Source organism: Paracoccus sp. NFXS7 (assembly GCF_040148865.1).
Taxonomy (GTDB): Bacteria; Pseudomonadota; Alphaproteobacteria; order Rhodobacterales; family Rhodobacteraceae; genus Paracoccus; species Paracoccus marcusii.
Window position 1 is genome coordinate 36,702 of the sequence record NZ_JAKEKV010000007.1, and the last position, 25,156, is coordinate 61,857.

At 69.1% G+C, this 25,156-nt stretch carries 16 protein-coding genes and 1 tRNA gene; 9 read left to right on the top strand and 8 right to left on the bottom strand.

Annotation, left to right across the window (positions count from 1 at the left end; translation table 11 throughout):
* Positions 1–288: 288 nt before the first annotated feature.
* Both LZ686_RS12450 and LZ686_RS12455 read right to left on the bottom strand, forming a co-directional pair.
* A complete protein-coding gene (locus LZ686_RS12450; protein WP_349548012.1) occupies positions 289–2,397 on the bottom strand; it encodes an alpha/beta hydrolase family protein in 2,109 nt (702 codons plus the stop codon).
* Between the two features lie 26 nt (positions 2,398–2,423).
* Positions 2,424–4,610 (bottom strand): glycosyltransferase family 2 protein, encoded by a 2,187-nt coding sequence (locus tag LZ686_RS12455; RefSeq protein ID WP_349548013.1) that lies wholly within the window; start codon positions 4,608–4,610, stop codon positions 2,424–2,426.
* Between the two features lie 274 nt (positions 4,611–4,884).
* On the opposite strand from LZ686_RS12455, the gene LZ686_RS12460 reads away from it, so the two are divergent.
* Positions 4,885–6,513, top strand: coding sequence for a Na/Pi cotransporter family protein (locus LZ686_RS12460; protein WP_046001204.1), 1,629 nt, complete (start codon positions 4,885–4,887; stop codon positions 6,511–6,513).
* Here the strand turns inward: LZ686_RS12460 and nagA are convergent.
* From nagA to LZ686_RS12475, 3 genes are all read right to left on the bottom strand, one after another.
* The gene (gene nagA / locus LZ686_RS12465) at positions 6,510–7,634 is read right to left on the bottom strand and encodes an N-acetylglucosamine-6-phosphate deacetylase (protein WP_349548014.1); all 1,125 of its coding nucleotides are present in this window, start codon (positions 7,632–7,634) and stop codon (positions 6,510–6,512) included. The two genes, LZ686_RS12460 and nagA, sit on opposite strands and share 4 nt — an antisense overlap.
* Positions 7,631–8,464 carry a glucosamine kinase nucleotide-binding domain-containing protein gene (locus tag LZ686_RS12470; protein WP_349548015.1) on the bottom strand — a complete coding sequence of 278 codons (834 nt, stop codon included), beginning with the start codon at positions 8,462–8,464 and terminating at the stop codon, positions 7,631–7,633. The genes nagA and LZ686_RS12470 overlap by 4 nt, the downstream gene beginning before the upstream one ends.
* 122 nt (positions 8,465–8,586) lie before the next feature.
* A tRNA-Leu gene (locus tag LZ686_RS12475) sits at positions 8,587–8,671 on the bottom strand.
* Between the two features lie 197 nt (positions 8,672–8,868).
* Between LZ686_RS12475 and LZ686_RS12480 the strand changes: the two genes are divergently transcribed.
* The 5 genes from LZ686_RS12480 (at position 8,869) to gltB (ending at position 17,630) form a co-directional block, all read left to right on the top strand.
* Positions 8,869–9,852 (top strand): complex I NDUFA9 subunit family protein, encoded by a 984-nt coding sequence (locus LZ686_RS12480; protein WP_045982535.1) that lies wholly within the window; start codon positions 8,869–8,871, stop codon positions 9,850–9,852.
* Positions 9,852–10,655 (top strand): undecaprenyl-diphosphate phosphatase, encoded by an 804-nt coding sequence (locus LZ686_RS12485; protein ID WP_502922009.1) that lies wholly within the window; start codon positions 9,852–9,854, stop codon positions 10,653–10,655. The genes LZ686_RS12480 and LZ686_RS12485 overlap by 1 nt, the downstream gene beginning before the upstream one ends.
* A 150-nt stretch (positions 10,656–10,805) precedes the next feature.
* On the top strand, positions 10,806–12,290 hold the full coding sequence (locus tag LZ686_RS12490; protein ID WP_045982537.1) for an NAD(P)-dependent oxidoreductase: 1,485 nt from the start codon (positions 10,806–10,808) through the stop codon (positions 12,288–12,290).
* A gap of 97 nt (positions 12,291–12,387) precedes the next feature.
* Entirely contained in the window at positions 12,388–13,095 is a 708-nt protein-coding gene (locus LZ686_RS12495) for a hypothetical protein (RefSeq protein ID WP_349548016.1), read from the top strand.
* Positions 13,096–13,097: 2 nt separating this feature from the next.
* Positions 13,098–17,630 carry a glutamate synthase large subunit gene (gene gltB, locus LZ686_RS12500; RefSeq protein ID WP_349548129.1) on the top strand — a complete coding sequence of 1,511 codons (4,533 nt, stop codon included), beginning with the start codon at positions 13,098–13,100 and terminating at the stop codon, positions 17,628–17,630.
* 37 nt (positions 17,631–17,667) lie between these two features.
* Here gltB and LZ686_RS12505 read toward each other — a convergent pair whose 3' ends face one another.
* Positions 17,668–18,015, bottom strand: a complete 348-nt coding sequence (locus tag LZ686_RS12505; protein ID WP_349548017.1) for an MliC family protein — start codon at positions 18,013–18,015, stop codon at positions 17,668–17,670.
* 84 nt (positions 18,016–18,099) lie between these two features.
* On the opposite strand from LZ686_RS12505, the gene mtgA reads away from it, so the two are divergent.
* From mtgA to queG, 3 genes are all read left to right on the top strand, one after another.
* Positions 18,100–18,819 carry a monofunctional biosynthetic peptidoglycan transglycosylase gene (gene mtgA, locus LZ686_RS12510; RefSeq protein WP_064503569.1) on the top strand — a complete coding sequence of 240 codons (720 nt, stop codon included), beginning with the start codon at positions 18,100–18,102 and terminating at the stop codon, positions 18,817–18,819.
* Between the two features lie 77 nt (positions 18,820–18,896).
* Positions 18,897–19,583 carry an FtsZ-binding protein FzlA gene (fzlA, locus tag LZ686_RS12515; protein ID WP_045982541.1) on the top strand — a complete coding sequence of 229 codons (687 nt, stop codon included), beginning with the start codon at positions 18,897–18,899 and terminating at the stop codon, positions 19,581–19,583.
* A gap of 73 nt (positions 19,584–19,656) precedes the next feature.
* Positions 19,657–20,670 carry a tRNA epoxyqueuosine(34) reductase QueG gene (gene queG, locus LZ686_RS12520; RefSeq protein WP_349548018.1) on the top strand — a complete coding sequence of 338 codons (1,014 nt, stop codon included), beginning with the start codon at positions 19,657–19,659 and terminating at the stop codon, positions 20,668–20,670.
* Here the strand turns inward: queG and LZ686_RS12525 are convergent.
* Positions 20,667–24,179 carry a calcium-binding protein gene (locus LZ686_RS12525; RefSeq protein WP_349548019.1) on the bottom strand — a complete coding sequence of 1,171 codons (3,513 nt, stop codon included), beginning with the start codon at positions 24,177–24,179 and terminating at the stop codon, positions 20,667–20,669. The genes queG and LZ686_RS12525 overlap by 4 nt on opposite strands.
* Positions 24,180–24,312: 133 nt before the next feature.
* Positions 24,313–25,056 carry a uroporphyrinogen-III C-methyltransferase gene (gene cobA / locus LZ686_RS12530; protein ID WP_217845329.1) on the bottom strand — a complete coding sequence of 248 codons (744 nt, stop codon included), beginning with the start codon at positions 25,054–25,056 and terminating at the stop codon, positions 24,313–24,315.
* Between the last annotated feature and the right edge of the window lie 100 nt (positions 25,057–25,156).

Below are 25,156 nucleotides of genomic sequence, written 5' to 3' on the forward strand. Positions count from 1 at the left end.
TCCCTCTCCAAGGGATGTCACGCCGAACCAGGGCCATGTCATTGATGTGCCGGCCAAGATAAGCAGATCAGCATGATGCTACACGGCAAATCATCGTCGCGGCTGCCTCCCTTCTGCCGGACGCGTGCCATGCAACCGCCAGACAGCACGGCGCGTGCTTTGAGATCCACTGCTTGCCGCATCCGCCCATCTTTCGCCCGCGGACCGGCATTCGCGACAGAAGGATCCGATCAGGGTCCGGCGGCCGGTTCATTACCGCCTTCACGGGATCACGGCGCAGGTCTCTGATCAGGGTGCCAGGCGCGCGATCGCGCGGTCAAGGCGCGCGGCGCGGGCGGGATCGCCGCCGCGTTCGACCCGCGCGCGGACGCCTGTCAGATAGTCGGGCAAGTGCCGGCAGGCACGGTAGTGCTGCATCATCCGCGGCAGGGTCGCCCGGCCGGTCGCGATGTCGCGCATCACGTCGCTGAGCACGCGGCCGTTGCGCAGCATCAGCGCCGTCTTGTGATCGGCATGGCGCAGCGGAACCCGCGTCACGTTCGGACCGTCAAAGCGCTGCACGTGGCGGCGGTCATGGTCGATCGCAGGGTCATAGAACAGCCAGACCTGGGACGCCCTGCGCGATTCGGCGGCGGCATCGGCGAACGGTCCGGTCCAGTCAGCCCGCTTGCCGGTCGGATAGCGCTGGTCCCATCCCGCCAGACGCGGCGACAGCGTCGACTGGGGCGAAAACGCGGCCACCCGGCATCCCGGCGCCAACGAGGCGAAGGCCGCCGCCCCATAGCCCCCCATCGACGTCCCGAACAGCGTCACCTGGTCGAACTGTTCGAAAAAGCCGCTGTCGCGCAGCGACATCAGATAGCGGTGCAGCGCGGCGTCGCGGAACCATCCGGGCACATAGGACAGGATGCCCATATGCGACCAGCCCTCCTTGCGGATGAACTTGTAACCCCAGGGTTCGCGGGTCACCGGGTGTTCGCGCACCGACGCCAGATTGTCGAAGGACACCAGCAGATGTTCGCGCGACCGTGCCACATAGGTGCAGGCATAATTGGGCATCGAATGATAGAATCCGTGCGCCTGTCCCGACAGCCGCAAGTCGCTGAGCCACGCGGGCGCCGCGATCTGGGGCGCGCCGTCGGGGGTGGCGGTGCCGGGCTGTTGGGGCGCGGCGTCGTGGCCTTGGGTGTCGTCATCGGTGTCGTCCCAGTCCTCCTCCGGCGGGGCATCCTCCTCGGTGGGGCGGGACAGGCGTTCAGCCCAGGCCGAATCCATCTCGGACAGGGCGGGGGGCGTCGCGGCCACGCCAAAGGGCACGGACCAGTCGAAGGCCAGGCCCTGGATCGGGCGCCCCTCGACGAAGGCAGTGATGATCTTGGCCGCCTGGGGGTCCTGATGCGCCAGCAGGCGGTCCAGCCGCCCCGCGAATTCGGTTACCACCGCCGCATGGCGCGCCGCGACCTTGGGATGGCTGGCCAGGAACTCGGCGCGCCGCGCGCGGTGGGCCTGAACGAACGCCTGGTCAGGACCGGTATCGGCCATCGTGAAGTTCAGGCGCTGATACTGCTGGATGGTCATGCGCAGGTGGTCGGGCGTGACGAAGGGCAGCGTCCTGCCCGCCCCGGTGCGGCGCAGCAGGAACGTCTCGCGGTCCTGGGCCATGAAGGCGATGACATGCGCCAGGCCCAGCCCCGGCTGGTCGGGCATCGTCATCCAGCCCTTTTGCAGATAGCGGTCTGCGACGTCCTCGGCCGCGCCGTTTAACCAGGTCACGGGCTCCTTGCCGCGGGCGAACTTGGGCTTCAGCGTGGGGCGCGCGGGCTTCAGCCCGCGGGCCAGCTGCGGGCGAAAGATCGTGCGCAGGGGCGTGGCCACCGTCATCCGCCCTGCCGCCCCGCCGGTGCCGCGGCGAAAGCGCTCGACCAGCGGCAGATCGGCATAGCGGTTCTGCCCCGACCCGCCCGCGACCTGGACGGTCAGCGACAGGAGGTCGGGGAACCGTCCCAGCCCCTGGGCCAGGTCGGCAAGGGTGCCGGCCCCGGTGTCGATCATGACGAAATCGTCCGGTTCCAGCCACAGCAGGTGATCGTGGCGATCGCGCAGCGCCGTCTCCAGCGCCAAGTCCAGCGCGCGGATCTGGCGGGCCTTGTCATGGGCGATGCCGGGACGGGTCGTGGGCACGAAGTCGATCAGGCCTGCCGCGGCCAGGGCCTGGGCCAGCGCCGTGGCCTGCGCGTTGGCGCCGTCGCCGTGAACGGTGATGCTGCGAAAGCCCGCGTGACGGTGATGCAACACCCAGTCCAGCAGGACCGGCGCGCTGTCGTTCATCAGCATGTGCAGCGCGATGTCCGGGCCGGCCGGGACGGGTTGAGGCTGCGGGGCGGTCTTGCGGGGCATGCGGGCGCTTTCGGTTGCGGCGTGGGTCAGGACGGGTGCGGCACGGGGGCGGCGGCGCGCGTCTCCAGCGCCTTGGCCATGCCGGGCCGGCCGTTGCGGGCCGCGATGTCGGACAGCCGCCGTAGCCAGGCGGTCCGGCCCCGCGCCTGCAGGCGCTGGCCAAGCGTGTCCAGGTACCATGGCTGAAGGCGCGACTGGCGATAAAGGGCGTGGAATGCCGCCGCATCCATCGTGCGCGTCGCAAGGCCGCGGACCACCGTGGACAGCATGTCGGTCTGGCGCAGCCGCAGCGCGGTCTTGTGGCCTGCCCGCGGAGTCCGCAGCCGCATGATGTTGTCCCCGGTGAACCGGTCCGCATGGGCGGCGTCCGCGGGTTCCGTCGGGTCATAGACCAGAAAGACCGTCCGCGCGGAGGCGGTCTGGGCCGCGGCATCGGCGAAATCGCCGCTCCAGTCCGCGGCGCGGCCGCTGGGAAAGCGCGCCTCCCACGGGACCAGGGCCGGGGACAGCGTCGACTGCGGGGAAAAGGCGATCACCTGCGCCCCCGGCGCGACCGAGGAGAAGGCGCAGGCCGCATAGGCCCCCATCGAGGTTCCCGCAAAGGTCACCGTCTGATAGCGCGCGAACAGCCCGTTGTCGCGCAGCTGGCGCAGATAGGCGAACAGCGTCGGATTGCGGAACCAGTTGGCGCGGAACGCGAAGATGCCCAGCTGGGACCAGCCCGACTTGCGCGCGAATTCGTATCCCCAGGCCTCGCGGTCGATCTGGTCCTGGCCCACTTGGGACAGGTTGTCGAAGCTGACGAACAGATGCGCCCGTTCGCGTTCGACGTGCAGCGCCGCGAACTCCTCCTCCGAATGGTAGAAGCCCCGGCGGTAGGGCGAGCGCCGCAGGTCGACCAGCCATTGCGGCGGCACCTCGGGGGCGGGTGGATCGGCGGGGGCGGCGGGTTCGGGCGTCTCGGGGATGGTGGCCCAGGGGGTCATCGACAGCAGCGGCATGGTCGGCACCGGCGGCCCATCGGGCAGCGGTGCCAGCAGGATGGCCGATGCGATCACCGGGCGCGCGGGCAGCTTGGCCGGGGGCGGCGGGGGCGGGGTGGCCGCGATCGACGCCTGCCGCGCGCGGCGCGCGGCCAGTTCGGCCTGGCGGCGTTCGGTCTCGGCCTGCAGGACCGCGGGGTCGAACAGGCGGGCGTGCTGGTCCGGCACCTCGGCCAGCAGCTGTGCAGAGAGGACATCGATCTGGCGGCGGAACCGGCCCACCGCCTCGGCATGTAGCGCGCCAAGGGCGGGCATCAGCCCGACCAGCTCGGCCCGCGCCTGCGCCACGCGGTCGGCCCATGCGGTGATGCCGGTCTCCTCGACCACATTCAGATTGTGCTGGTCATAGTAGTCGAAGTTGATCCGGTCGGCATCCGCGCTGTTGGCGGTGCCGCGCCAGCGCTTCATCAGGAAGACCTCGCTGGCGCGGATCATGTAGTGGTTGACGTGGCACAGATCATACCCCGCCATCTTCGGGGAGGTGGTCCACCGCTGCCGCAGAAGGTCGCGGGTCACGTCCTCTCCCGAGCCGTTCACGATCAGCAACGGATGCGCGGGCAGGCCGTAGAAGTTCTTGAAGACCGGTCGGTGGACGCCCAGGTGCTGCACCGGCAGCGGTCGAAAGATGGTCTTGATGGCGAACTGGCTGTGCGTGAACGGAATGTCCGTGGGCGAGGCCATGGTGAACTGGCGGATCTGCAGCTCGTCCCTAAACGTGATCACGCCGCCATTGCCGAAGATGCGCCACTGCGCGGCGACCGCGTCGGTGCGGTCGGGCAGGGCCGCGAACAGCGCGTCCAAGGTGCCGTCGCCGGTGTTGACGTGAAAGAACTCGTCCCCGTCCAGCACCGCGATCCAGTCGCTGCCCGTCACTTCGGGCAGGGCCATGGCGCGGGCATAGGCACGGCGCTGCGGGTCGTCGGGCAGGCCGGCGATCAGGTCGCTGTTGTCGAAGTGGATGACGATCCCCGCCTGGTCCAGCAGCTGCAGCATCTGGTGCGTGCCGTCGGTGCAGTCGTTGGAATAGATGACGAAGCGGTTAAACCCGATCAGCCGGTGGTAGCACAGCCATTCCAGAAGGAACGGCCCCTCGTTCTTGACGGTCGTGACGATGGTCCGCGTCGCGTTCGATTTCCAGCGGAACGAAAGATCGGGGGACAGGCTGTTCATGGCCGCACGGGTTTCCTGTGTCGTGACCCCGTCCATATCAGAGCGGCGCGGCTTCCTCAAAGGGATATGCCGCCCTGCGGTTGTCGGCGCGCGCCCGGCCTGCCCCATGGCGTGCCCGCCTGCCGCGCGGCATGGCATCGGCCCAAATCCTGTGCGCTTTGTGCAACAGCGGCGCCCGCTGCGTCGTTATCCCCTTCACAGGATGCAAGGGGCGGCTTCAAGTCGGATCTGTGACGGCCCGCGCGGGCAGCCCGGAAAGGGATGGTAGAGGTACATGGCATCGATTCTGGGGTTCCTGCAGCTGGCAGGCGCGGTGGCGCTGCTGCTGTTCGGTCTGGGACTGGTGCGCGACGGCATGGTCGAGGCGTTCGGCCTGCGGATGAAGCTGATCCTTGGCGCGGGCACGCGCACGGGGCTGCGGGCCTTCGCATCGGGGCTTGTCGCCACCTTGGGCCTGCAATCGTCGACGGCCACGGCCCTGCTGACCGCGTCCTTCGTCCAGCGAGAGATGATCGCCACCCGCCGCGCGCAGATCGTGTTGCTGGGCGCGAATGTCGGCACGGCGATGACGGCGGTGATCGTGTCGACCGACATCACCGCGGTCGCGCCGGTCCTGGTGCTGCTGGGTTACGGCCTGCGCCGCCGGGGCACGACGGTGACGTCGGGGGTGGGCACGGCGCTGATCGGCGTAGGGCTGATGCTAGTGTCGCTGACGTTGCTGGACCAGGCGACCGCGCCGCTGCGCGCCTCTCCGCAGATGGCCGCCTTCCTGCCGATGCTGGATCAGGCCTGGCCCGTGGCCCTGGCCTTTGCGGCGGGGATCGCGCTTTTGTGTTCGTCATCGCTGGCGGCGGTGCTGCTGATCGGGTCGCTGGTGCTGCCGCCCGACCTGACGGTGGTCATGGTGCTGGGCGCGAACCTGGGCGGCGCGATGGCGCCGGTGCTGGCGGGGGCCACGCTGGATATCGCCGCGCGGCGGGTGCTGCTGGGCAACCTGACGGTGCGCGCCATCGGTTGCCTGATCGCGCTGCCGCTGGCGGGATTGGCGGCGGGCGCGCTGAATGCCATGCCCCTGGCCGTGGGGCCCCTGGCGGTCAGCGCCCACCTGGCGTTCAACCTGGCGCTGGCGGCGCTGATCTGGCCCTTCAACGGGCTGGTCTGCCGTCTGGTGGCGGTGCTGATGCCGCAGGACGCGCATGCGGCCTCGACCGCGCCGCGCTGGCTGGATGCGCAGGTTCTGGACGCGCCGCCTCTGGCCCTGACCGGCGCCCGACGCGAGGTTCTGGACATCGGCGACAGCGTCGAGCGGATGCTGGCCCAGACCCGCGCGGCGTTCCGCAAGCACGATCCCGCCCCCCTGGCCGAGGTCCGCGCGATCGAGGATCAGGTCGACCGGCGACAGCAGCAGGTCAAGAACTATCTGTCGCGCCTGACCGGCGACGCGACCGAGGCCGAGCGTCGGCAGGCCATCGACATCCTGGATTACGTCATCAACCTTGAACATATCGGCGACATCATCGACCGGGGCCTGTCCCCCGAGGTGGCCAAGAAGATCGGCTTGGGCCTGCGCTTTTCGGGCGAGGGGTTCCGCGAACTGGACGCGCTGTTCCTGCTGACGCAGGAGAACCTGCGCATGGCGCAGACGGTGTTCATGACGCGCGACCGCGACATGGCCCGCCGCCTGATGGAGCAGAAGGTCACCATCCGCAACCTGGAACGCCAGTCCGCGCAGCGCCACCTGATCCGCCTGCGCGAAGGCCAGACCGAAAGCCGCGAGACCTCGTCCCTGCATCTGGACCTGCTGCGCGACCTCAAGCGTATCAACGCCCATGCGGTCTCGGTCGCCCATCCGATCCTGCAGGACGAAGGGCTGCTGATCGAAAGCCGGTTGCGCGGCAGCTAGGCCCGGGGCGCGCGCCAGCCCGCGCCGTCGCGGATGCCGGTCAGGTGCAGGTCCGCGTCCAGCAGAATCAGGTCCGCGGCGCAGCCCGGCGCGATGCGCCCGGCCTTGGCGCCGATCAGGCCGGCCGGGACCGACGTCGCCATCGCCAGCGCCTGCGCCGGGTCCGCGCCCGCCGCCACCGCGATGCGCACCGCGCGGTCCAGCCGCAGGTCCGCGCCGGCCAGCGTGCCGTCCGCCAGCGTCAGCCGCCCGTCGCGCCGCAGGATGCGGCGGCCCTGCAACGGAAATTCGGTCAGCGTGGTGCCCGCGACCGCCATGCAGTCGCTGACCAGGAACAACCCCCCAGGCCGTGCGCGCAGCGCGATGCGCAGCGCCGCCGGGTCGACATGGGTGCCGTCCGCGATGATCCCGGCCTGCGCATCGCCCGACAGGACCGCGCCGACCAGACCGGGCTGGCGGTGGCCAAGCGGGCTCATGGCGTTGAACAGATGCGTGGCGCAGCGCGCCCCCGCCGCAAAGGCCGCCTGCGCCTGATCAAGCGTGCAGTCGCTGTGGCCAAGGCTGACGATGATCCCCGCCGCGGTCAGGGCGGCGATCTGGGCGGGGATGGCGGCCTCGGGGGCCAGGGTCACCATCAGCGCGGGCAGGTCCGCGCGGGCGGCGATCAGGGCGGCCATGTCGGCATCGGTCATCGGGCGGATCAGGGCTGCGTCATGCGCCCCGGCGCGGCGCGGGTCCAGATGCGGCCCCTCCAGGTGCAGGCCCAGAAAACCCGGCGTGTCGGCGCGGGCGGCGGCGATCCCGGCGGCCAGCACGCGCGCCGTGACCTCGGGTCCGTCGGTGATCAGCGTCGGCAGGATGCCCGCGCAGCCCAGATCACGATGCACCGCGCAGATGCGTGCCAAGGCTGCGGCGTCGTTTCCTGCGCCGACCATCAGCCCGGCGCCGCCGTTCACCTGAAGGTCGACGAAACCGGGGGCAAGGATGCCGGGCATCGGAACCACGCCTTCCGGGCGCGGCACGATGGCCTCGATCACCCCGTCGCGCAGCATCACCGCCATGTCGTCCAGCAGCTGCACGCCGTCGAACAGGGTGGTGGCGGCCAGGGTCTGCAGGGTCATGGCGCCCAGGCCCGTGCCATGTCCAGCGCACCGTCCACGCCTGTGCCGCGGGCGGGAACGACGGGCCAGTCCGCCGCCAGCGCCGTGGCATAGAAGGGGCCCAGCCCGCCGGTGCAGACCACCGGCAGGCGGTCGCCATCCTGCAGCACGCGCACCGCATCGCCGATCTGGGCCACCGCCTGGTCCAGAATCGCACGGGCCGCAGGATCGTCCGAGGCGACCAGGCGCGGGGCCAGTTCCGCAAAGCGCGCGGGCGCGGCGCCGGTGCCGAAGGCGATGATCCCCTCGATCCCGCCGAATTCGTCGCGCAGCGCGGACAGCAGGGGCGTGTCCGGGACCAGCCCGTCGCCCGCCCGCATCGCCCGCGCCAGCAGGGTGCGGCCCAGGACGGCACCGCTGCCCTCGTCCCCCATCAGAAAGCCGCGCCCCCCGATCTGGCGCAGCTGGCCGCCGCGCTGGACCGCCAGCACCGACCCGGTGCCGACCGCGACCAGGATGCCATCATCCGCGCCAAGCGCGCCACGCGCGGCAGTGACGGCATCGTTCACCACCAGGCTGCGCGCGAAGGGCAGGCGCGCCTGCATCGCGCGGGCCGCGTCCTGCATGCCGCCCCCCGCCAGGCCCAGCACCGCGGTCAGGTCCGCAGGCGAGGCCCCGGCCTGAGCCATCGCCGCCGTCGCCGCGGCCAGCACGCTGGTCACCGCGCCGAATGGATCGGAATTGATGTTTGCCGGCCCGCCCTGACCGCGGCCCAGCACGCGGCCCGACGCATCGGCAATGGCTGCCCGGCAGCCCGTGCCGCCCCCGTCGATCCCCAGATACAAGCTCATCACGTCCCCATGTTTCGCCAGAGGGAACGCGACCGGCGCGGAAATGAAAAGCCCCAAGGTCGGATCGTCCCGCCGGACAAGCAAAACCCCCGAAAACACGAGGTTTTCGGGGGTTTTGTTTTTGGTGCCCAGGAGAGGACTCGAACCTCCACACCTTGCGGCACACGGACCTGAACCGTGCGCGTCTACCAATTCCGCCACCTGGGCAGGTGGTATGAGCGGCTGATTAAAGCGAGTGCGGGGGGGCGTCAATGGGGGTCGTGAAAGTTTTTCGACAGTTTTTTGCCAAGACCTGCCAAGGCGGTGCGCGAAGCTGCCCGCGACCCTGCGCAGCCTTGCCCGGAACGCGCGTCGGGGGTAAGGATCACGCGACATTCGGCCTATCAGAGGGAGGCGAGACGCCCATGGCGAAACTGGTCACGATCTTTGGCGGATCGGGCTTTGTCGGCCGGCAGGTGGCCCGGCTGATGGCCAAGGAGGGCTGGCGCGTCCGCATAGCCGTCCGCCGCCCCGACGAGGCGCTGTTCACCCGCACCTATGGCGCGGTCGGGCAGGTCGTCCCCGTGATGTGCAACATCCGCGACGAAAACTCCGTCCGGGCTGCCCTGACCGGGGCGGATGCCGCGATCAACTGCGTCAACATCCTGAACGCGCAGGGCAAGAGCACCTTCAAGACCGTGTTCGAGACCGGCGCCGACAACATCGCCCGCCTGTCGGCGGAGATGGGCGTCGCGCGGCTGGTCCACATCTCGGGCCTGGGGATCGATCCCGAATCGGACAGCACGTACATCGCGTCGAAATCGCGGGGCGAGGCCGCGGTGCTGGCCGCGCGTCCCGATGCGGTCGTGCTGCGCCCGTCGGTGATCTTCGGTGCCGACGACAATTTCTACAACCGCTTTGCGGGCATGTCGCGGATGGGGCCGGTGATGCCCATCGTGGGCGGCAACACCCGGATGCAGCCGGTCTTCGTAGGCGACGTTGCCCGCGCGGCGGTAATGGGCGCCACCGGCGCCGCCGCCCCCGGCATCTATGAGCTGGGCGGCCCCGAGATCCTGACCACCCGCCAGATCGTGGGGCAGGTGCTGTCCGCCGTCCATCGCCGCCGCGCGGTGGTGAACCTGCCGTTCCCGATCGCGCGACTGGCATCGGCCGCGATGGGCGTGGCGCAGGCGGTCACCGGCGGCCTGTTCACCAGCCCGCTGAGCCGCGACCAGCTGGCCCTGCTGCGCAAGGACAACGTCGTCACCCCCGGCGCCCGCGGTTTCGCGGATCTGGGCATCGTGCCTACGGCGGCCGGGTCCGTCCTGGACGACTATCTGGTGCGCTTCCGCCCGTCGGGCCAGTACGATTCGATCAAGCGGTCGGCCAAGAACCTGCGCGAGCACTGATGGACCACAACACGATCGTCGCCGCCGCCCTCGGGGTTCTCGAGGGCCTGACCGAGTTCATTCCGGTATCGTCGACGGGCCACCTGCTGCTGGCCGGTCATTTCCTGGGCTTCGATTCGCCCGCCCGGTCCTTCGAGGTGCTGATCCAGCTGGGCGCCCTGCTGGCGATCCTGGGCCTTTACGCCGCCCGGCTGGTGCAGGTGGTGCGCGACGCGCCCCACGATCCGGTCGCCCGGCGGTTCATCGGCGCCGTCCTGCTGGCCTTCACCCCGGCTGCGGTGATCGGCGCGATGGCGCACGGCTTCATCAAGACGGTGCTGTTCGAGACGCCGATGCTGGTCGCGGTCATGCTGATCCTGGGCGGCTTCGTCCTGCTGTGGGTCGACCGCCGCGCCGCCACCCCCCGCTATACCCGGACCGAGGACATTCCTTTGTCGATGGCCTTCCGCATCGGCCTGTTCCAGTGCCTTGCCATGATCCCCGGCGTGTCGCGGTCGGGGGCCACCATCGTCGGTGCCCTGCTGATGGGCGCGGACAAGCGGTCGGCCGCCGAATTCTCGTTCTTCCTGGCGATGCCCACGATGCTGGGCGCCTTCAGCCTGGACCTGTGGCAGAATCGCGCGGTGCTGGATGCGGGCGCGATCAACGACATCGCCGTGGGCTTCATCACCGCCTTTCTGGCCGCCGTCGTGGTGGTACGCTGGCTGCTTGGTTATGTATCCCAGCACGGATACGGGCTGTTCGCATGGTGGCGCATCATCGTCGGAAGCCTTGCGTTGCTGGCACTTGCACTGGGTATGTAAGCAATGCTGACCTAATATCACGGGTGTGCGGACAAAAACTTGGCCCACGCATCGAAAAAGTGGCGATTAGGTCAGTACTGCTGACTTTTCATCGCAAAAGCCTTGGTTTATTGCGGTTGCCGAAGTCCTTTCAGGGAAGGTAGCGCAGCCATGGCCACGCAGAAGATGCTGACATTCGTCTCGACCCCGCGCGAGATGCCCGAAAAACGCGCCGCTGCCGACCGCAGCGAGGATTTCCACGAGATCTATCGCGAATTCGCCGCAGCCAAGGCCGCCGAACAGTCCAGCCGCTGCAGCCAGTGCGGCGTGCCCTATTGCCAGTCGCATTGCCCGTTGCACAACAACATCCCCGACTGGCTGCGTCTGACCGCCGAGGGTCGCCTGGAGGAGGCCTATCGCGTCAGCCAGGCCACCAACACCTTCCCCGAGATCTGCGGCCGCATCTGTCCCCAGGACCGTCTGTGCGAGGGCAACTGCGTGATCGAGCAGTCGGGCCACGGCACCGTCACCATCGGCGCGGTCGAGAAGTACATCACCGACACCGCCTGGGACAACGGCTGGGTCCAGCCCTTCAAGCCCGCGCAGGAGCGTGCCGAATCGGTCGGCATCATCGGAGCCGGGCCGGGCGGCCTGGCCGCGGCGGACATGCTGCGCAAGCAGGGGTTCCAGGTCACGATCTATGACCGCTATGACCGCGCGGGCGGGCTGATGACCTATGGCATCCCCGGCTTCAAGCTGGAGAAGGACGTGGTGATGCGCCGCAACCAGCTGCTGGCGGACAGCGGCGTCGAGTTCGTGCTGAACTGCAACGTGGGCGAGGACATCAGCTTTGACGCGATCCGCGGCAAGCACGATGCGGTGCTGATCGCCACGGGCGTCTACAAGACCCGCGACCTGGACCTGGACAACGCCGATCACGGCGGGATCGTTCGCGCGATCGACTATCTGACCGCCTCGAACAAGGTCGAGTTTGGCGACGACGTTCCCGATTTCGACGACGGAGAGCTGAACGCCAAGGGCAAGCGCGTCGTCGTCATCGGCGGCGGCGACACGGCCATGGATTGCGTGCGCACGGCCATCCGCCAGGGCGCGCAGTCGGTCAAGTGCCTGTACCGGCGCGACCGCGCCAACATGCCGGGGAGCCAGCGCGAGGTGCAGAATGCCGAAGAGGAGGGCGTCGAGTTCGTCTGGCTGTCGGCCCCCGGCGCCTTTGCGGGCCACGTGACCGGCATCGCCGCCGAGGCGCAGGAGCGTGACGTCGACGGTCTGCCGCAGATCGCCTCGGTGCGCATCCAGAAGATGCGCCTGGGTCAGCCCGACGTTACTGGCCGCCAGTCGCCCGAGCTGATCGAGGGCGCCGATTACGACGAACCCGCCGACCTGGTCATCAAGGCCCTGGGATTCGAACCCGAGGACCTGCCCAAGCTGTGGGGCGTGGACGGGCTGGAGGTCACGCGGTGGGGCACCATCAAGGCGAACTTCCAGACGCACCAGACCTCGATCCCGGGCGTGTTCGCGGTGGGCGACATCGTGCGCGGCGCCAGCCTGGTCGTCTGGGCGATCCGGGACGGGCGCGAGGCCGCGGACGCGATCGCGACCTTCCTGACGGGCGATGCCCGCATCGCCGCCGAATAGGGGCATGGCGATGGCGCACCACCATGACACGGGGCGTGCAGCGTGCGGACGGCGGCATGGAGCAGCGGCGGCGCGGGCCGTCCCCGCTGTCGGGATCATGTCGGGCTTGTTGACGCTTCTGGTGCTGGCGGGCGGGATGCTGGCGGCGGGGCAGGCGGGGGCGGCCAGCTTCACGCCGCCCGCGGGCTGCACGCTGAACGTCACGGTGCAGAACCGCAGCTGCACCGTCAGCCAGTACTATACCTGCAGTGCCGATCCCCAAGGCTATCAGCACAGCGCCCATTTCGGGCGCGAGGGGCTGTACCACCTGTCCACCATCGACGCCGAGACGCGCTGGATCGAGAGCCAGAGCATGTCGTCCGGCCTGATCGACCGGCTGGTCGAGGAGGCCGAGGACCATGCCAGCTTCAGCGAGCTGCTGGCCACGGGGCGCGATGATTTCGACTTCTGGACCCAGACCGATGACGGCCAGCGCCTGCACCACCAGGGCGCCGACACCCTGACCGGAGAGGCCGTCACGATCGATGGCCAGGCACTGGAACGGACCCGCTTCCGGCTGACCACCCGCGACGCCGGCGGCGAGGTTCTGATCACCCGCGAGGGCAGCCAGTACATCAGCCGCGAGTTCAACCGCTTCTATGGCGGGACCGAGACCGGCAGCGACTGGACCGGCGCCAAGACCGAGACCGACGACAGCCCCGTGCTGTTCACCTTTCCCGGCGAGGCCGGGTTCGGTTCCACAACCCCACAATTCGACTGCGATCAGTTGCTGACGCAGATCCCGCAGGAAAGGGCCGCATCATGACCATGGACTGGCAAGCACAGGAAGAAGCCCGCCGCGCATGGATGGACAAGCACAGCCTGTACCGCGAGGAGGACGAGCATTCGTCCTGCGGCGTGGGCTTCGTGGTCGATCTGGACGGCAAGGCCAGCCGCCGGGTCGTGCAGAACGGCATCGACGCGCTGAAGGCCATCTGGCATCGCGGCGCGGTGGACGCGGACGGCAAGACCGGTGACGGCGCGGGCATCCACGTCCAGATCCCGGTGCCGTTCTTCTATGACCAAGTGCGCCGCACGGGACACGAACCCGATCAGAACAAGCTGATCGCGGTCGGCCAGGTGTTCCTGCCGCGCACGAACTTTGCCGCCCAGGAGGCCTGCCGGACCATCGTGGAATCCGAGGTCCTGCGGATGGGGCACTATATCTATGGCTGGCGCCATGTGCCGGTGAACACCGCCGTGCTGGGCGAGAAGGCGAACGCCACCCGCCCCGAGATCGAGCAGATCCTGATCCGCTGCGAGAAGGACATCGACCAGGTCCGCTTCGAGCGCGAGCTGTACATCATCCGCCGCCGCATCGAGAAGGCCGCCATCGCGGCGCAGGTGCGCGAGCTGTATTTCTGTTCACTGTCCTGCCGGTCGATCATCTACAAGGGCATGATGCTGGCCGAGCAGGTCGCCGAATTCTATCCCGACCTGAAGGACGAGCGGTTTGAATCGGCCTTCGCGATCTATCACCAGCGTTACAGCACCAACACCTTCCCGCAATGGTGGCTGGCCCAGCCCTTCCGCATGCTGGCCCATAATGGCGAGATCAACACGCTGAAGGGCAACCTGAACTGGCTGCGCAGCCACGAGATCCGCATGGCATCGTCGGCCTTCGGCGACGCGGCCGAGGACATCAAGCCGATCGTGCCCGCCGGGTCGTCGGATTCGGCGGCGCTGGATGCGGTGTTCGAGGTTCTGGTGCGGTCCGGGCGGTCCGCGCCGATGACCAAGACGATGCTGGTCCCGGAAAGCTGGTCGAAGGCCACCACCGACATGCCCAAGGCCTGGGCGGACATGTACGCCTATTGCAACGCGGTGATGGAGCCGTGGGACGGCCCCGCGGCGCTGGCCATGACCGACGGGCGGTGGGTCTGCGGCGGCCTGGACCGCAACGGGCTGCGGCCGATGCGCTATGTCGTGACGGGTGACAACCTGCTGATCGCGGGCTCCGAGGTCGGCATGGTGCCGGTGGACGAGACCGGCGTGCGCGAGAAGGGCGCGTTGGGACCGGGGCAGATGATCGCGGTCGATATGTGGGACGGCAAGCTGTACCACGACACCGAGATCAAGGACCGCCTGGCCGGCAGCCAGCCCTTTGGCGAGTGGATCGAGAAGGTCACCGAGTTGAACGACATCATGCGCGACCTGCCCGAGGTCGTGCGGTACCAGGGCGACGCCCTGCGCCGCCGGCAGAGCGCGGGCGGGTTCACCCATGAGGATCTGGAGCATGTCCTGGCCCCGATGGCCGAGGACGCCAAGGAATCCATCGCGTCGATGGGCGACGACACGCCCCCCGCGGTCCTGTCGAACCAGTACCGCCCGATGAGCCATTTCTTCCGCCAGAACTTCAGCCAGGTGACGAACCCGCCGATCGACAGCCTGCGCGAGACGCGGGTGATGTCGCTGAAGACGCGCTTCGGCAACCTCAAGAACGTGCTGGACGAAAGCAGTGCCCAGACCGAGATCGTGGTGCTGGAGAGCCCGTTCATCGCCAACGGCGAATACGATGAGATGGTCAAGATGTTCGGCGACACCGTCACCGTCATCGACTGCACCTTTGCCGAAGGTGCCGGGCCGGACGCCCTGGGCGAGGGTCTGGCACGCATCCGCGCCGAGGCCGAGGATGCCGTGCGGTCGGGCGCGGGCCATCTGGTTCTGTCTGACGACGCGCAGGGCCCCGGCCGGGTCGCGATGCCGATGATCCTGGCGACCAGCGCGGTGCATTCCTGGCTGACCCGCAAGGGCCTGCGGACCTTCTGCTCGGTCAACGTGCGGTCGGCGGAATGCATCGACCCGCATTACTTTGCGGTGCTGATCGGCTGCGGCGCGACGACCGTGAACCCCTATCTGGCGCAGGATTCGATCGACGACCGGATCGCGCGCGGGCTGCTGACCGGGACCCTGGTCGAGAACATGCGCCGTTATCGCACGGCCATCGACGCGGGCCTGCTGAAGATCATGGCCAAGATGGGCATCTCGGTCCTGTCGTCCTATCGCGGCGGTCTGAACTTCGAGGCGGTGGGCCTGTCGCGCGCCATGGTCGCCGAATATTTCCCCGGCATGCAGTCGCGGATCTCGGGCATCGGCCTGCACGGGCTGCAGGCCAAGCTGGAGGCGCTGCACCGGGTCGCCTTCCGCACCGACAACGTGGACATGCTGCCGGTCGGCGGCTTCTACAAGCTGCGGCGGACGGGCGAAAAGCACGCCTGGGAAGCCAACACCATGAAGCTGCTGCAGGTGGCCTGCGAAAAGGCGTCCTATGACATCTGGAAACAGTTCAGCGCCACGATGCGGACCAACCCGCCGATCCACATCCGCGATCTCTTGGACATCAAGCCCTTCGGCAAGCCGGTGCCGATCGAGGAGGTCGAATCGATCACCTCGATCCGCAAGCGATTCGTGACGCCGGGCATGTCGCTTGGGGCGCTGTCGCCCGAGGCGCACATGACGCTGAACATCGCGATGAACCGGATCGGCGCAAAGTCCGATTCGGGCGAGGGCGGAGAGGACCCGGCGCACAGCCACCCGCTGCCCAACGGCGACAACCCCTGCGCCAAGATCAAGCAGGTCGCCTCGGGCCGCTTCGGTGTCACCGCCGAATACCTGAACGCCTGCGAGGAGCTGGAGATCAAGGTCGCCCAGGGTGCCAAGCCCGGCGAGGGCGGCCAGCTGCCCGGCATGAAGGTCACCAAGCTGATCGCGCGTCTGCGCCACTCGACGCCGGGCGTGACGCTGATCAGCCCCCCGCCGCACCACGATATCTATTCGATCGAGGATCTGGCGCAGCTGATCTATGACCTCAAGCAGATCAACCCGCGCGCCAAGATCACCGTCAAGCTGGTGGCATCGTCGGGCGTGGGTACCATCGCGGCGGGCGTGGCCAAGGCCAAGGCCGACGTGATCCTGATCAGCGGCCATAACGGCGGCACGGGCGCCTCGCCCGCCACGTCGATCAAGTTCGCGGGTCTTCCGTGGGAGATGGGCCTGACCGAGGCGCATCAGGTCCTGGCCATGAACCGCCTGCGCGAGCGGGTGACGCTGCGCACCGATGGCGGTCTGCGCACGGGCCGCGACATCGTCATGGCGGCGATGATGGGCGCCGAGGAATACGGCATCGGCACCGCCGCGCTGATCGCGATGGGTTGCATCATGGTCCGCCAGTGCCAGTCGAACACCTGCCCGGTGGGCGTCTGCACCCAGGACGAGAAGCTGCGCGCCATGTTCACGGGGTCGGCGGACAAGGTGGTGAACCTGATCACCTTCTATGCCCAGGAGGTGCGCGAGATCCTGGCATCCATCGGCGCACGGTCGATCGACGAGATCATCGGTCGTGCGGACCTGCTGACCCAGGTCAGCCGTGGTGCGGCGAACCTGGACGATCTGGACCTTAACCCGCTGCTGATCACCGTCGATGGGGCGGACAAGATCGTCTATGACCGCACCAAGCCGCGCAATGCCGTGCTGGACACGCTGGATGCGGAAATCGTCAAGGACGCCGCCCGTTTCTTCGAGGACGGCGAGAAGATGCAGCTGTCCTATGCGGTCCGCAACACCCACCGCACCATCGGGACGCGCACGTCGTCGCTGATCGTGCAGAAGTTCGGAATGCGCAATAACCTGCAGCCCGACCATCTGACGATCCGCCTGACCGGCAGCGCCGGGCAGTCGCTTGGCGCCTTCGCGGCCCCGGGGCTGAAGATCGAGGTCTCGGGCGATGCCAACGACTATGTCGGCAAGGGTCTGTCGGGCGGCACCATCGTGGTGCGGCCGCCGATGGCCAGCCCGCTGGTCGCGGCCGAAAACACGATCATCGGCAACACGGTCCTCTACGGCGCGACGAACGGGCATCTGTTCGCGGCGGGCCGGGCGGGCGAACGCTTTGCGGTCCGCAACAGCGGTGCAAGCGTGGTGATCGAGGGCTGCGGGTCGAACGGCTGCGAATACATGACCGGCGGCGTGGCCGTCATCCTGGGCCGGATCGGCGCGAACTTCGGTGCGGGCATGACCGGGGGGATGGCCTATCTGTACGACCCCGAGGGGCTGGCGCGCGACTACATCAACCCGGAAACGCTGGTGATGTGCGCGGTGACCCAGGACCACTGGGAGGATCAGCTGAAGGGCCTGATCGAACGGCACCTCAAGGAGACCGGCTCGCGTCGCGCCGACGAGATCCTGTCGAACTGGGACCGCGAGAAGGGCAACTTCCTGCAGGTCTGCCCCAAGGAGATGCTGCAGCACCTGTCCCACCCCATCGAGGCGGTGGACCAGACCCGCGCGGTTCCCGCGGAATGACATCCGGCGCGGCCCCCTTGCGGGGCCGCGCTGCGTTTCAGGGCCGGGCGGTACAGGTGACGGGGTCCGCGTCCGACATGGCGTCGGTGAACGTCACCTGGTCGCCCCTGGTCCACCATTCCAGCGCCCCGGAGACATAGCGCGCGCCCGATGCCGCGATCACGTTGACGAAGATCCGTGGGCCGTCCTCCAGCGTGACCAGCGCCAAGGCATCGTCCCCCGACGTCACATAGGTCACCGCCACCTGACGCCCGTCGTCGCAATCATGCGTGACGCTGGTCATGGTGGCATCGGGCGCCAGCGGCAGGGACAGCATCGGCTGTGCCAGCGCGGGGGCGGCAAGGGCCAGCAGCAGGGGCAGGATCGGCGCGGCATGTCGGGTCATGGCATCCTCGGGGCGGTTGTTCGCGGGCAGCCTGGCGCGGGGCCGCGCGGCTGGCAAGGTGCGCTTGACGCAAAGCGCCGCACCATGAGACATGCGGGCATGATCCTGCGCCGCGCCCACCCCCCCAAGACCGAACCGGCCCGATCCGCCCGCAGGCGCGGCAGGCCGATGTTCTGGCTGCGGTTTCTGGCGCTGCGGGCGGTGCTGGTGATGCTGGGGTCGGTGGCGATCTATGGCGTCGTGAACCCACCGCATACCTGGACGATGGTCGGCGCCGCGCGCCAGCACCCGCTGACCCCGCGCGAATGGACGCGGCTGGCGGACATCGCCCCCGTGATGCGCCGCGCGGTGGTCGCGGCCGAGGACGCGAATTTCTGCAGTCACTGGGGTTTCGACATGGTCGAGATCCGCAAGGTGGTCGCGTCGGGGTCGTCGCGGGGGGCGTCCACGATCACCCAGCAGACCGCCAAGAACGCGTTCCTGTGGCAGACGCGCAGCTGGCCGCGCAAGGCCGCCGAAACGATCCTGACGCCGCAGATCGAGGCCTTGTGGTCCAAGGCCCGCATTCTTGAAGTCTATCTGAACCTGGCCGAATTCGGGCCGGGCATCTTCGGCATCCATGCCGCGGCGCGCGACCATTTCGGCACCACCCCCGACCGGCTGACCCCGGTGCAGGCCGCGCGCCTGGCCGCCGTCCTGCCCAACCCGCGCCAGCGCAGCCCGTCGGGGCCGTCGGCGCGGTCGCGGGCCATCCTGGACGGGGCAGAGACGATCGCGCGGGACGGGCGGGCCGCCTGCTTCTGAGGGCTGCGGTTGAAAGCGGCGGGGTCGGGGCGTATCAACGGGGCGTTGCGACAATAAGAAGAAGGTCTCGAGCAGCCATGAACACCAACACGCAGACCACGCGACTGTACCACACCGCCCTGTCCCCGTTCTGCCGCAAGGTGCGGCTGGTCCTGGCCGAGAAGAAGATCGAGGTCGAACTGGTCGAGGAGCGGTACTGGGAGGGATCGCCCGATCTGAAGCGCCGCAATCCGGCGGGCAAGCTGCCGGTGCTGCGCTATCGCGGCAACCTGCTGGCGGAAAGCCAGGCGATCATCGAATACCTAGACGAGGCGGTGCCCGCCCCGTCGCTGATGCCGCAGACCCCGCTGGAGCGCCACGAGGTGCGCCGCCTGTGCGCCTGGTTCGACGACAAGTTCCATACCGAGGTCACCCAGCCCATCCTGAACGAGCGCGTCTGGAAGAAGATCACCCGGTCGGGGTATCCCGACAGCCGCGTGGTCAAGGACGGGCTGCGCGCGGTCAAGGACCACATCGACTATCTGTCGTCCCTGCTGGAGACGCGGCGCTGGCTGGCGGGCAACACGCTGAGCCTGGCGGATTTCACGGCGGCCGCGCATTTCTCGTGCCTGGATTACATCTCGGACGTGGACTGGGACCGGTCCGAAGGTCTGCGCGACTGGTATGCGACCATCAAGTCCCGCCCCGCGTTCCGGTCGGTCCTGGCCGACCAGGTGCCGGGCATCCATCCCGCTCCGCATTATGCCGAGCTTGACTTCGGCTGAGGGCGGGGGGGCCAGCCCCCCATCGCCTGACGGCGATCCCCCCCGGGGTATTTGGGCAAAGCAGAAGGCCCGGATGCAGGCCGAGGCGCGCGCAGTGGGATTTGCCGCGATGGGCGTCATGCGGCCGGACGGCGTGCCGGAGCTGGCCGGGCGGCTGGCGGATTTCGTGGCCCAGGGGCGGCACGGGCAGATGGGCTGGATGGCCGAACGGATGAGCTGGCGCGGCGATCCGGCGGCGCTGTGGCCGGAGGCGCGGTCGGTGGTGATGCTGGCCGAGCTGTACACCCCCGAGGGCGATCCGCTGGCGGTGCTGGATCAGCGCGACCGCGCCGCCGTCAGCGTCTATGCGCAGGGGCGCGATTACCACGACCTGGTCAAGAAGCGGCTGAAGCGGTTGGGGCGCTGGCTGCTGGAAACGGCGCCCGAGTCGGGGCACCAGATCAAGGTCTTTGTCGACACCGCGCCGGTGATGGAAAAGCCCCTGGCGCAGGCCGCGGGCCTGGGCTGGCAGGGCAAGCACACCAACCTTTTGTCGCGCGATCTGGGCAGCTGGTTCTTTCTGGGCGCGCTCTTTACGACAGTGCCGCTGCCACCGGACGCGCCCGAAGCCGGGCATTGCGGGTCCTGTCGCGCCTGTCTGGACGTCTGTCCGACCGGGGCCTTTCCTGCGCCCTATCAGCTGGATGCGCGGCGCTGCATTTCCTACCTGACGATCGAGCACAAGGGGTCGGTGGACCCCGACCTGCGGGCGCTGATGGGCAACCGGATCTATGGCTGCGACGATTGCCTGGCGGTCTGTCCGTGGAACAAGTTCGCGCAGGCAGGCTCCGAGATGCGCTATCGGGGGATCATCGATGCGCCGCCGCTGGCGGAGCTGGCGGGACTGGACGACGCGGCGTTCCGGGCGCGGTTTTCGGGGTCGCCGATCAAGCGGATCGGGCGCGACCGCTTTGTCCGGAACGTGCTGTACGCCATCGGAAATTCCGGCGATGCCGCGCTGGCACCCGTGGCGCGGGGGCTAACCGGGGACGCCGATCCGGTCGTAGCCGAGGCCGCGTCCTGGGCCGCGGGGCGGCTGGCGCGCTAGAGCAGGAAGTCGTCGCCGTCCAGCGACAGCCGACCGTCCAGCCGGATCAGCATGTCGGCCTGTCGGTCGCCGTTCACGTCGATCAGCAGGTGCGTCTGCTGGCCCACATGCTCCCACCGCAGGGATCGCTGGCCCTGATGCCCGCCCGACCCGGCATAGGCCAGGTTCATCGCGCGCAGGTCCAGCAGATCCTCGCCCGTCCGGAAATCGGCGATCAGGTCGGGGGCACGGCGCGGGCTGTCCATCGCGCCGAAGAACCGGAACGTGTCGCGCCCCGCACCGCCCTGCATCACATCGCCGCCCGTCCCGCCGACCAGCACGTCGTTGCCCGGCCCGCCCAGCATCCGGTCCGACCCCGGCCCGCCGCGCAGCAGGTCGTTGCCCGGCCCTCCGGACAGCCAGTCATTGCCCACGCCCCCGTCCAGCGTGTCGTTGTGCCAGCCGCCGTTCAGGCGGTCGTTGCCCAGCCCGCCGACCAGCCAGTCCGCCCCGATGCCGCCATCCATGACGTCGTCGCCCGCATCCCCGAACATGCGGTCGTTGCCGGCCTCTCCGAACAGGCGGTCCGCCCCCGCGCCGCCGGACATGCGGTCGTTGCCGGCCCCGCCGCGAAGGATGTCATTGCCCAGATCGCCGTTCATCCAGTCGTTGCCACCGCCGCCCAGCAGGGTGTCGTTGCCCATGCCGCCGGACATGACGTTGTTGCCGCCGCCCCCCATCAGCAGGTCGAACCCCGTGCCGCCGAACATGCGGTCATGCCCGGGGCCGCCGTTCATGCGGTCGTTGCCCGCCCCGCCATCCAGCGTGTCGTCGCCCGCTCCGCCCTGCAGGACGTCATTGCCCACCCCGCCGATCAGGCGGTCGCGCCCGATCCCCGCGGTCAGCGTGTCATTGCCCGTGCCGCCGTCCAGCACGTTCCATCCGACCATCGAGATCAACAGGTCGTTGCCGTCCTCTCCGAACAGGCGGTCGTTGCCGGATCCGCCGAACAGGCGGTCGTCGCCCATGCCGCCGAACAGCATGTCATTGCCGCCCTCGCCGTTCAGGACGTCGTTGCCGCCATCGCCGTACAGCGTGTCCCAGCCCCAGCCGCCCCACAACGTGTCCTGGTCATCGCCGCCCCACAGCATGTCATTGCCGTCACCGCCCCACAGCACGTCATGCCCGGCACCGCCCAGCAGGCGGTCGCCCCCCGTCCCGCCGAACAGCGTGTCGTTGCCCTCGCCGCCGTCGAGCTGGTCGTCATCCTCGTTTCCCTCCAGGACATCGTCGCCGACCCCGCCCAGCAGGGTGTCGCGGCCGGTGCCGCCTGACAGGCGGTCTGTGCCGTCGCCCCCCTCCAAGTGGTCGTTGCCCGCCCCGCCGATCAGCAGGTCATCGCCGCCATCGCCGAACAGCCGATCGTCGCCATCCCCGCCCAAAAGCGTGTCGCGCCCGTCGCCCGCCTGCAGACTGTCATGGCCTGCGCCGCCGTCCAGGTAGTCGATCCCGGCCCCGGCGATCAGCGTGTCATCACCGTCCCCGCCCAGAAGGCGGTTGTTGCCGGACAGATCCTCCAGCCAGTCGTTACCCGCCTCTCCGGACAGCACGTCGTTGCCGTCCCCCCCCGACAGCCGATCGTTGCCCACCCCGCCATACAGCGTGTCGTTGCCCGAATCGCCATGCAGCGTGTCCGTTCCGTCGCCGCCATAGAGCAGGTCGTCGTCATCGTCGCCGTGCAGCAGGTCGTCGCCCGCATCCCCGAACAGCGTGTCGCGGCCCGGGCCGCCATGCAGGCTGTCATGGCCGTCGCTGCCGCGCAGATAGTCGTTGCCCGCCTCTCCGCGCAAGGTGTCGTCGCCCGCCCCGCCGGAGACGGTGTCGTTGCCCGCCCCGGCCATGATCTGTTCGCGCCGGGCGCCGCCGATCAGGTGATTGGCGTCCGCCGTACCGAAGATCCACAGCGCCTCGGTCGAGGGGGGCGGGACGGGGGGCGTCACCACGGGGTCGGTCTCGGGCGCAAGATAGTGGCCCACCGGGAACAGCGCGTTCGAGAAATCGGCCGCGGTCAGGCCGCGCCCGGTGCGGGTGGTGATGTCCAGGATGGTGTCGCCATAGATGATCATCACCCCGTTCGCCGTGGGGATGAAGCGCAGTTGCCAGACACTGCGGATGTTGCCCAGCATCGACATGTCCAGCCGGTCCACCGCAGGGTCATAGTCCAGGATGGTGATCCGCCCGGTCACCCGCGACGGCACGAAGATGTCGGCCCCCGCGCCACCCACCAGGGTCACCGGGCCCGCGCCCGCGACCAGGATGTCGTTGCCGTCGCCCCCCTCGATCCGGGTGGTGGCGGCGCCGGCGACCAGCAAGTCGCCCCCGGTGCCGCCACGCGCGGTGCCCGCCCCCGCCGTGGCCGTGGCCCCGATCGGGCCGGGCTCGAAGACCAGTTGCGTCACGCCCGTCTCGGTCCCGGAACCGACGAACAGCAGGATGCGGCCGTCGATCACCCGCGCCTCGATGTCGGTGACATCGGCCAGGGTCATCGCGTCGGTGTCGATGATGGTGGTCAGGTGCAGCAGCCGCCCGTCGGGCAGCATGGTGAACACGCTGATCCCGTCATCGGCCCCGCCTGCAAAGACGAAGGCCCGCCCGCCCAGGACCACGGTCTCCAGCGCGGTGGCGTTCTGGAACCGGGTCGACCCCTCGTCCAGGACGTGATCGACGGTGGTCAGCCGCCCGTCGGCGGTCAGGCGGAACACGGTCAGCGTCCCGGACCCCGTCGCCGCCATCACCACATAGGTGCGGCCGCCGAACTGCACCGCGTCCACGTCGGATGGCACGTCATAGCCGGTGCCGCGGTCCGCCCCGTGCACCATGCCCGGCGTCAGCGCGCCCGACGCCGACACCAGATGCGTCGCGATGAAGTTCCCGTTCCCCGAAATCGAGATCAGGATCCGCTGCCCGTCCACGCTGACATCGGTGATCTTGTCCAGGTTCGCGTCGGTCGTGCCCGCCGGGGTGGCGATGGTGGCCTGGCCTGCCCGGACCAGCGCGCCGTCCGCGCCCATCCGGTGGGTGGTCAGCGTCAGCCCGCCGCCCTGCGCCGAATACAGCACCTGCGCCTGGCCCGTGTCCACCTGGCCCAGGGCCGTCACCTGCGGACCCAGGCTGGTGCCGAACAGCCAGCCAAAGGTCGACATCGCCCCGATGTCGCCGCGCAGCGTCACGCCCAGGTTGCTGGCCCCACCCATCTGGCCCACATGGATCAGCGTGTCGCCACCCATGTGGATCGCGGTGATCTGCGGCGGTCCCTGATAGGTGAAGTCGGCCAGATAGGGGCGGGTGCGCAGCATGGTGATGGGGGCCGCGGGGTCGCTGATCGCATAGGTGCTGATCCCGCCCCGGACCTGGTTCGCCGCCACCAGCAGCAGGCGGCCGTCGGCCTCGACGATCTCGAGGTCGGTCAGATTGGACAGCCAGCGTTGTTCCGTGACGCCAAAGGTCGTCACGTGGCGATACACGATCATGGCAATACTGCGGGTTGTCCGGCCATCGGCGCCGGGAACAGGGGGCAGGTGTTAAGATGGTCTTAACCGCGCCGCCTGGCCAGTCTTGCTTGACGTGCATTTTAGGCAAAGGCCCGCGCCAGGGCGGGAACCCTCAGGCGGGCAGCGCCAGCGGCCCATAGAGGATCAGCCCCGGCTGGCTGGCCGGCCCGTCGCGCGACAGAAGATCGGCCAGCGACGACACCGTTCCGGGCAGCAGGCGCTGGCCGGGATGGCCAACGGCCTCGGCCAGCAGGGCGGGGGTTTCGGGGGGCAGGCCGTGGTCGATCAGCCCCTGTGCCATCTTGGGAAAGCTACGCTGGCCCATGAACACCACGGTCGTGGTCAGCGGGTCGGCCAGCGCGGCCCAGTTGATGTCGCCGGGCAGCTGGCCGGTGATGTCGGCACCGGTCACGAACTGCACCCGCCGCGCGGTCAGGCGCCGGGTCAGCGGCATGCCCATCGCCGCCGCCGCGGCACTGGCCGAGGTGACGCCGGGCACGATCTCCCACGGGATGCCGGCGGCGGTCAGGGCCACCAGCTCCTCCTCCAGCCGGCCGAAGATGCCGCTGTCGCCCGACTTCAGGCGCACGACGCGGCGCCCGGCCTGCGCATGCTGCACGATCAGTGCGTTCACGGCGTCCTGCTTGGCCGACGGGCGACCCGCGCGCTTGCCCACGGCGATCAGGTCGGCCTGCGGACCCGCATGGTCCAGCACCGGCCCAGATGCCAGGTCGTCGAACAGCACTACGTCGGCATGGGCCAGCCTGCGCGCGGCCTTCAGCGTCAGCAGGTCGGGATCGCCCGGACCCGCCGAGACAAGCGAGACGAAGCCGGGGGGAAAGCTGGGATCGGACAAGGGCTGTGGGCCTTATGGGCGGGCGGGGTTTCAGCTATACCACCCCGGCCCGGTGTGACAATGCCGCGCGTTTTCTTTGCACGCGGCACGGGCGATGAAA

Excerpts from the sequence above, each read along its gene's own strand:
- nagA (WP_349548014.1), bottom strand. The coding sequence starts at position 7,634 with ATGACCCTGCAGACCCTGGCCGCCACCACCCTGTTCGACGGCGTGCAG.
- gltB (WP_349548129.1), top strand. The coding sequence starts at position 13,098 with ATGGACTGGCAAGCACAGGAAGAAGCCCGCCGCGCATGGATGGACAAG.
- mtgA (WP_064503569.1), top strand. The coding sequence starts at position 18,100 with ATGAGACATGCGGGCATGATCCTGCGCCGCGCCCACCCCCCCAAGACC.
- queG (WP_349548018.1), top strand. The coding sequence starts at position 19,657 with ATGCAGGCCGAGGCGCGCGCAGTGGGATTTGCCGCGATGGGCGTCATG.
- fzlA (WP_045982541.1), top strand. The coding sequence starts at position 18,897 with ATGAACACCAACACGCAGACCACGCGACTGTACCACACCGCCCTGTCC.
- LZ686_RS12460 (WP_046001204.1), top strand. The coding sequence starts at position 4,885 with ATGGCATCGATTCTGGGGTTCCTGCAGCTGGCAGGCGCGGTGGCGCTG.
- LZ686_RS12495 (WP_349548016.1), top strand. The coding sequence starts at position 12,388 with ATGTCGGGCTTGTTGACGCTTCTGGTGCTGGCGGGCGGGATGCTGGCG.
- LZ686_RS12450 (WP_349548012.1), bottom strand. The coding sequence starts at position 2,397 with ATGCCCCGCAAGACCGCCCCGCAGCCTCAACCCGTCCCGGCCGGCCCG.
- LZ686_RS12525 (WP_349548019.1), bottom strand. The coding sequence starts at position 24,179 with ATGATCGTGTATCGCCACGTGACGACCTTTGGCGTCACGGAACAACGC.
- LZ686_RS12485 (WP_502922009.1), top strand. The coding sequence starts at position 9,852 with ATGGACCACAACACGATCGTCGCCGCCGCCCTCGGGGTTCTCGAGGGC.
- LZ686_RS12480 (WP_045982535.1), top strand. The coding sequence starts at position 8,869 with ATGGCGAAACTGGTCACGATCTTTGGCGGATCGGGCTTTGTCGGCCGG.
- LZ686_RS12455 (WP_349548013.1), bottom strand. The coding sequence starts at position 4,610 with ATGAACAGCCTGTCCCCCGATCTTTCGTTCCGCTGGAAATCGAACGCG.
- LZ686_RS12490 (WP_045982537.1), top strand. The coding sequence starts at position 10,806 with ATGGCCACGCAGAAGATGCTGACATTCGTCTCGACCCCGCGCGAGATG.
- LZ686_RS12505 (WP_349548017.1), bottom strand. The coding sequence starts at position 18,015 with ATGACCCGACATGCCGCGCCGATCCTGCCCCTGCTGCTGGCCCTTGCC.
- LZ686_RS12470 (WP_349548015.1), bottom strand. The coding sequence starts at position 8,464 with ATGAGCTTGTATCTGGGGATCGACGGGGGCGGCACGGGCTGCCGGGCA.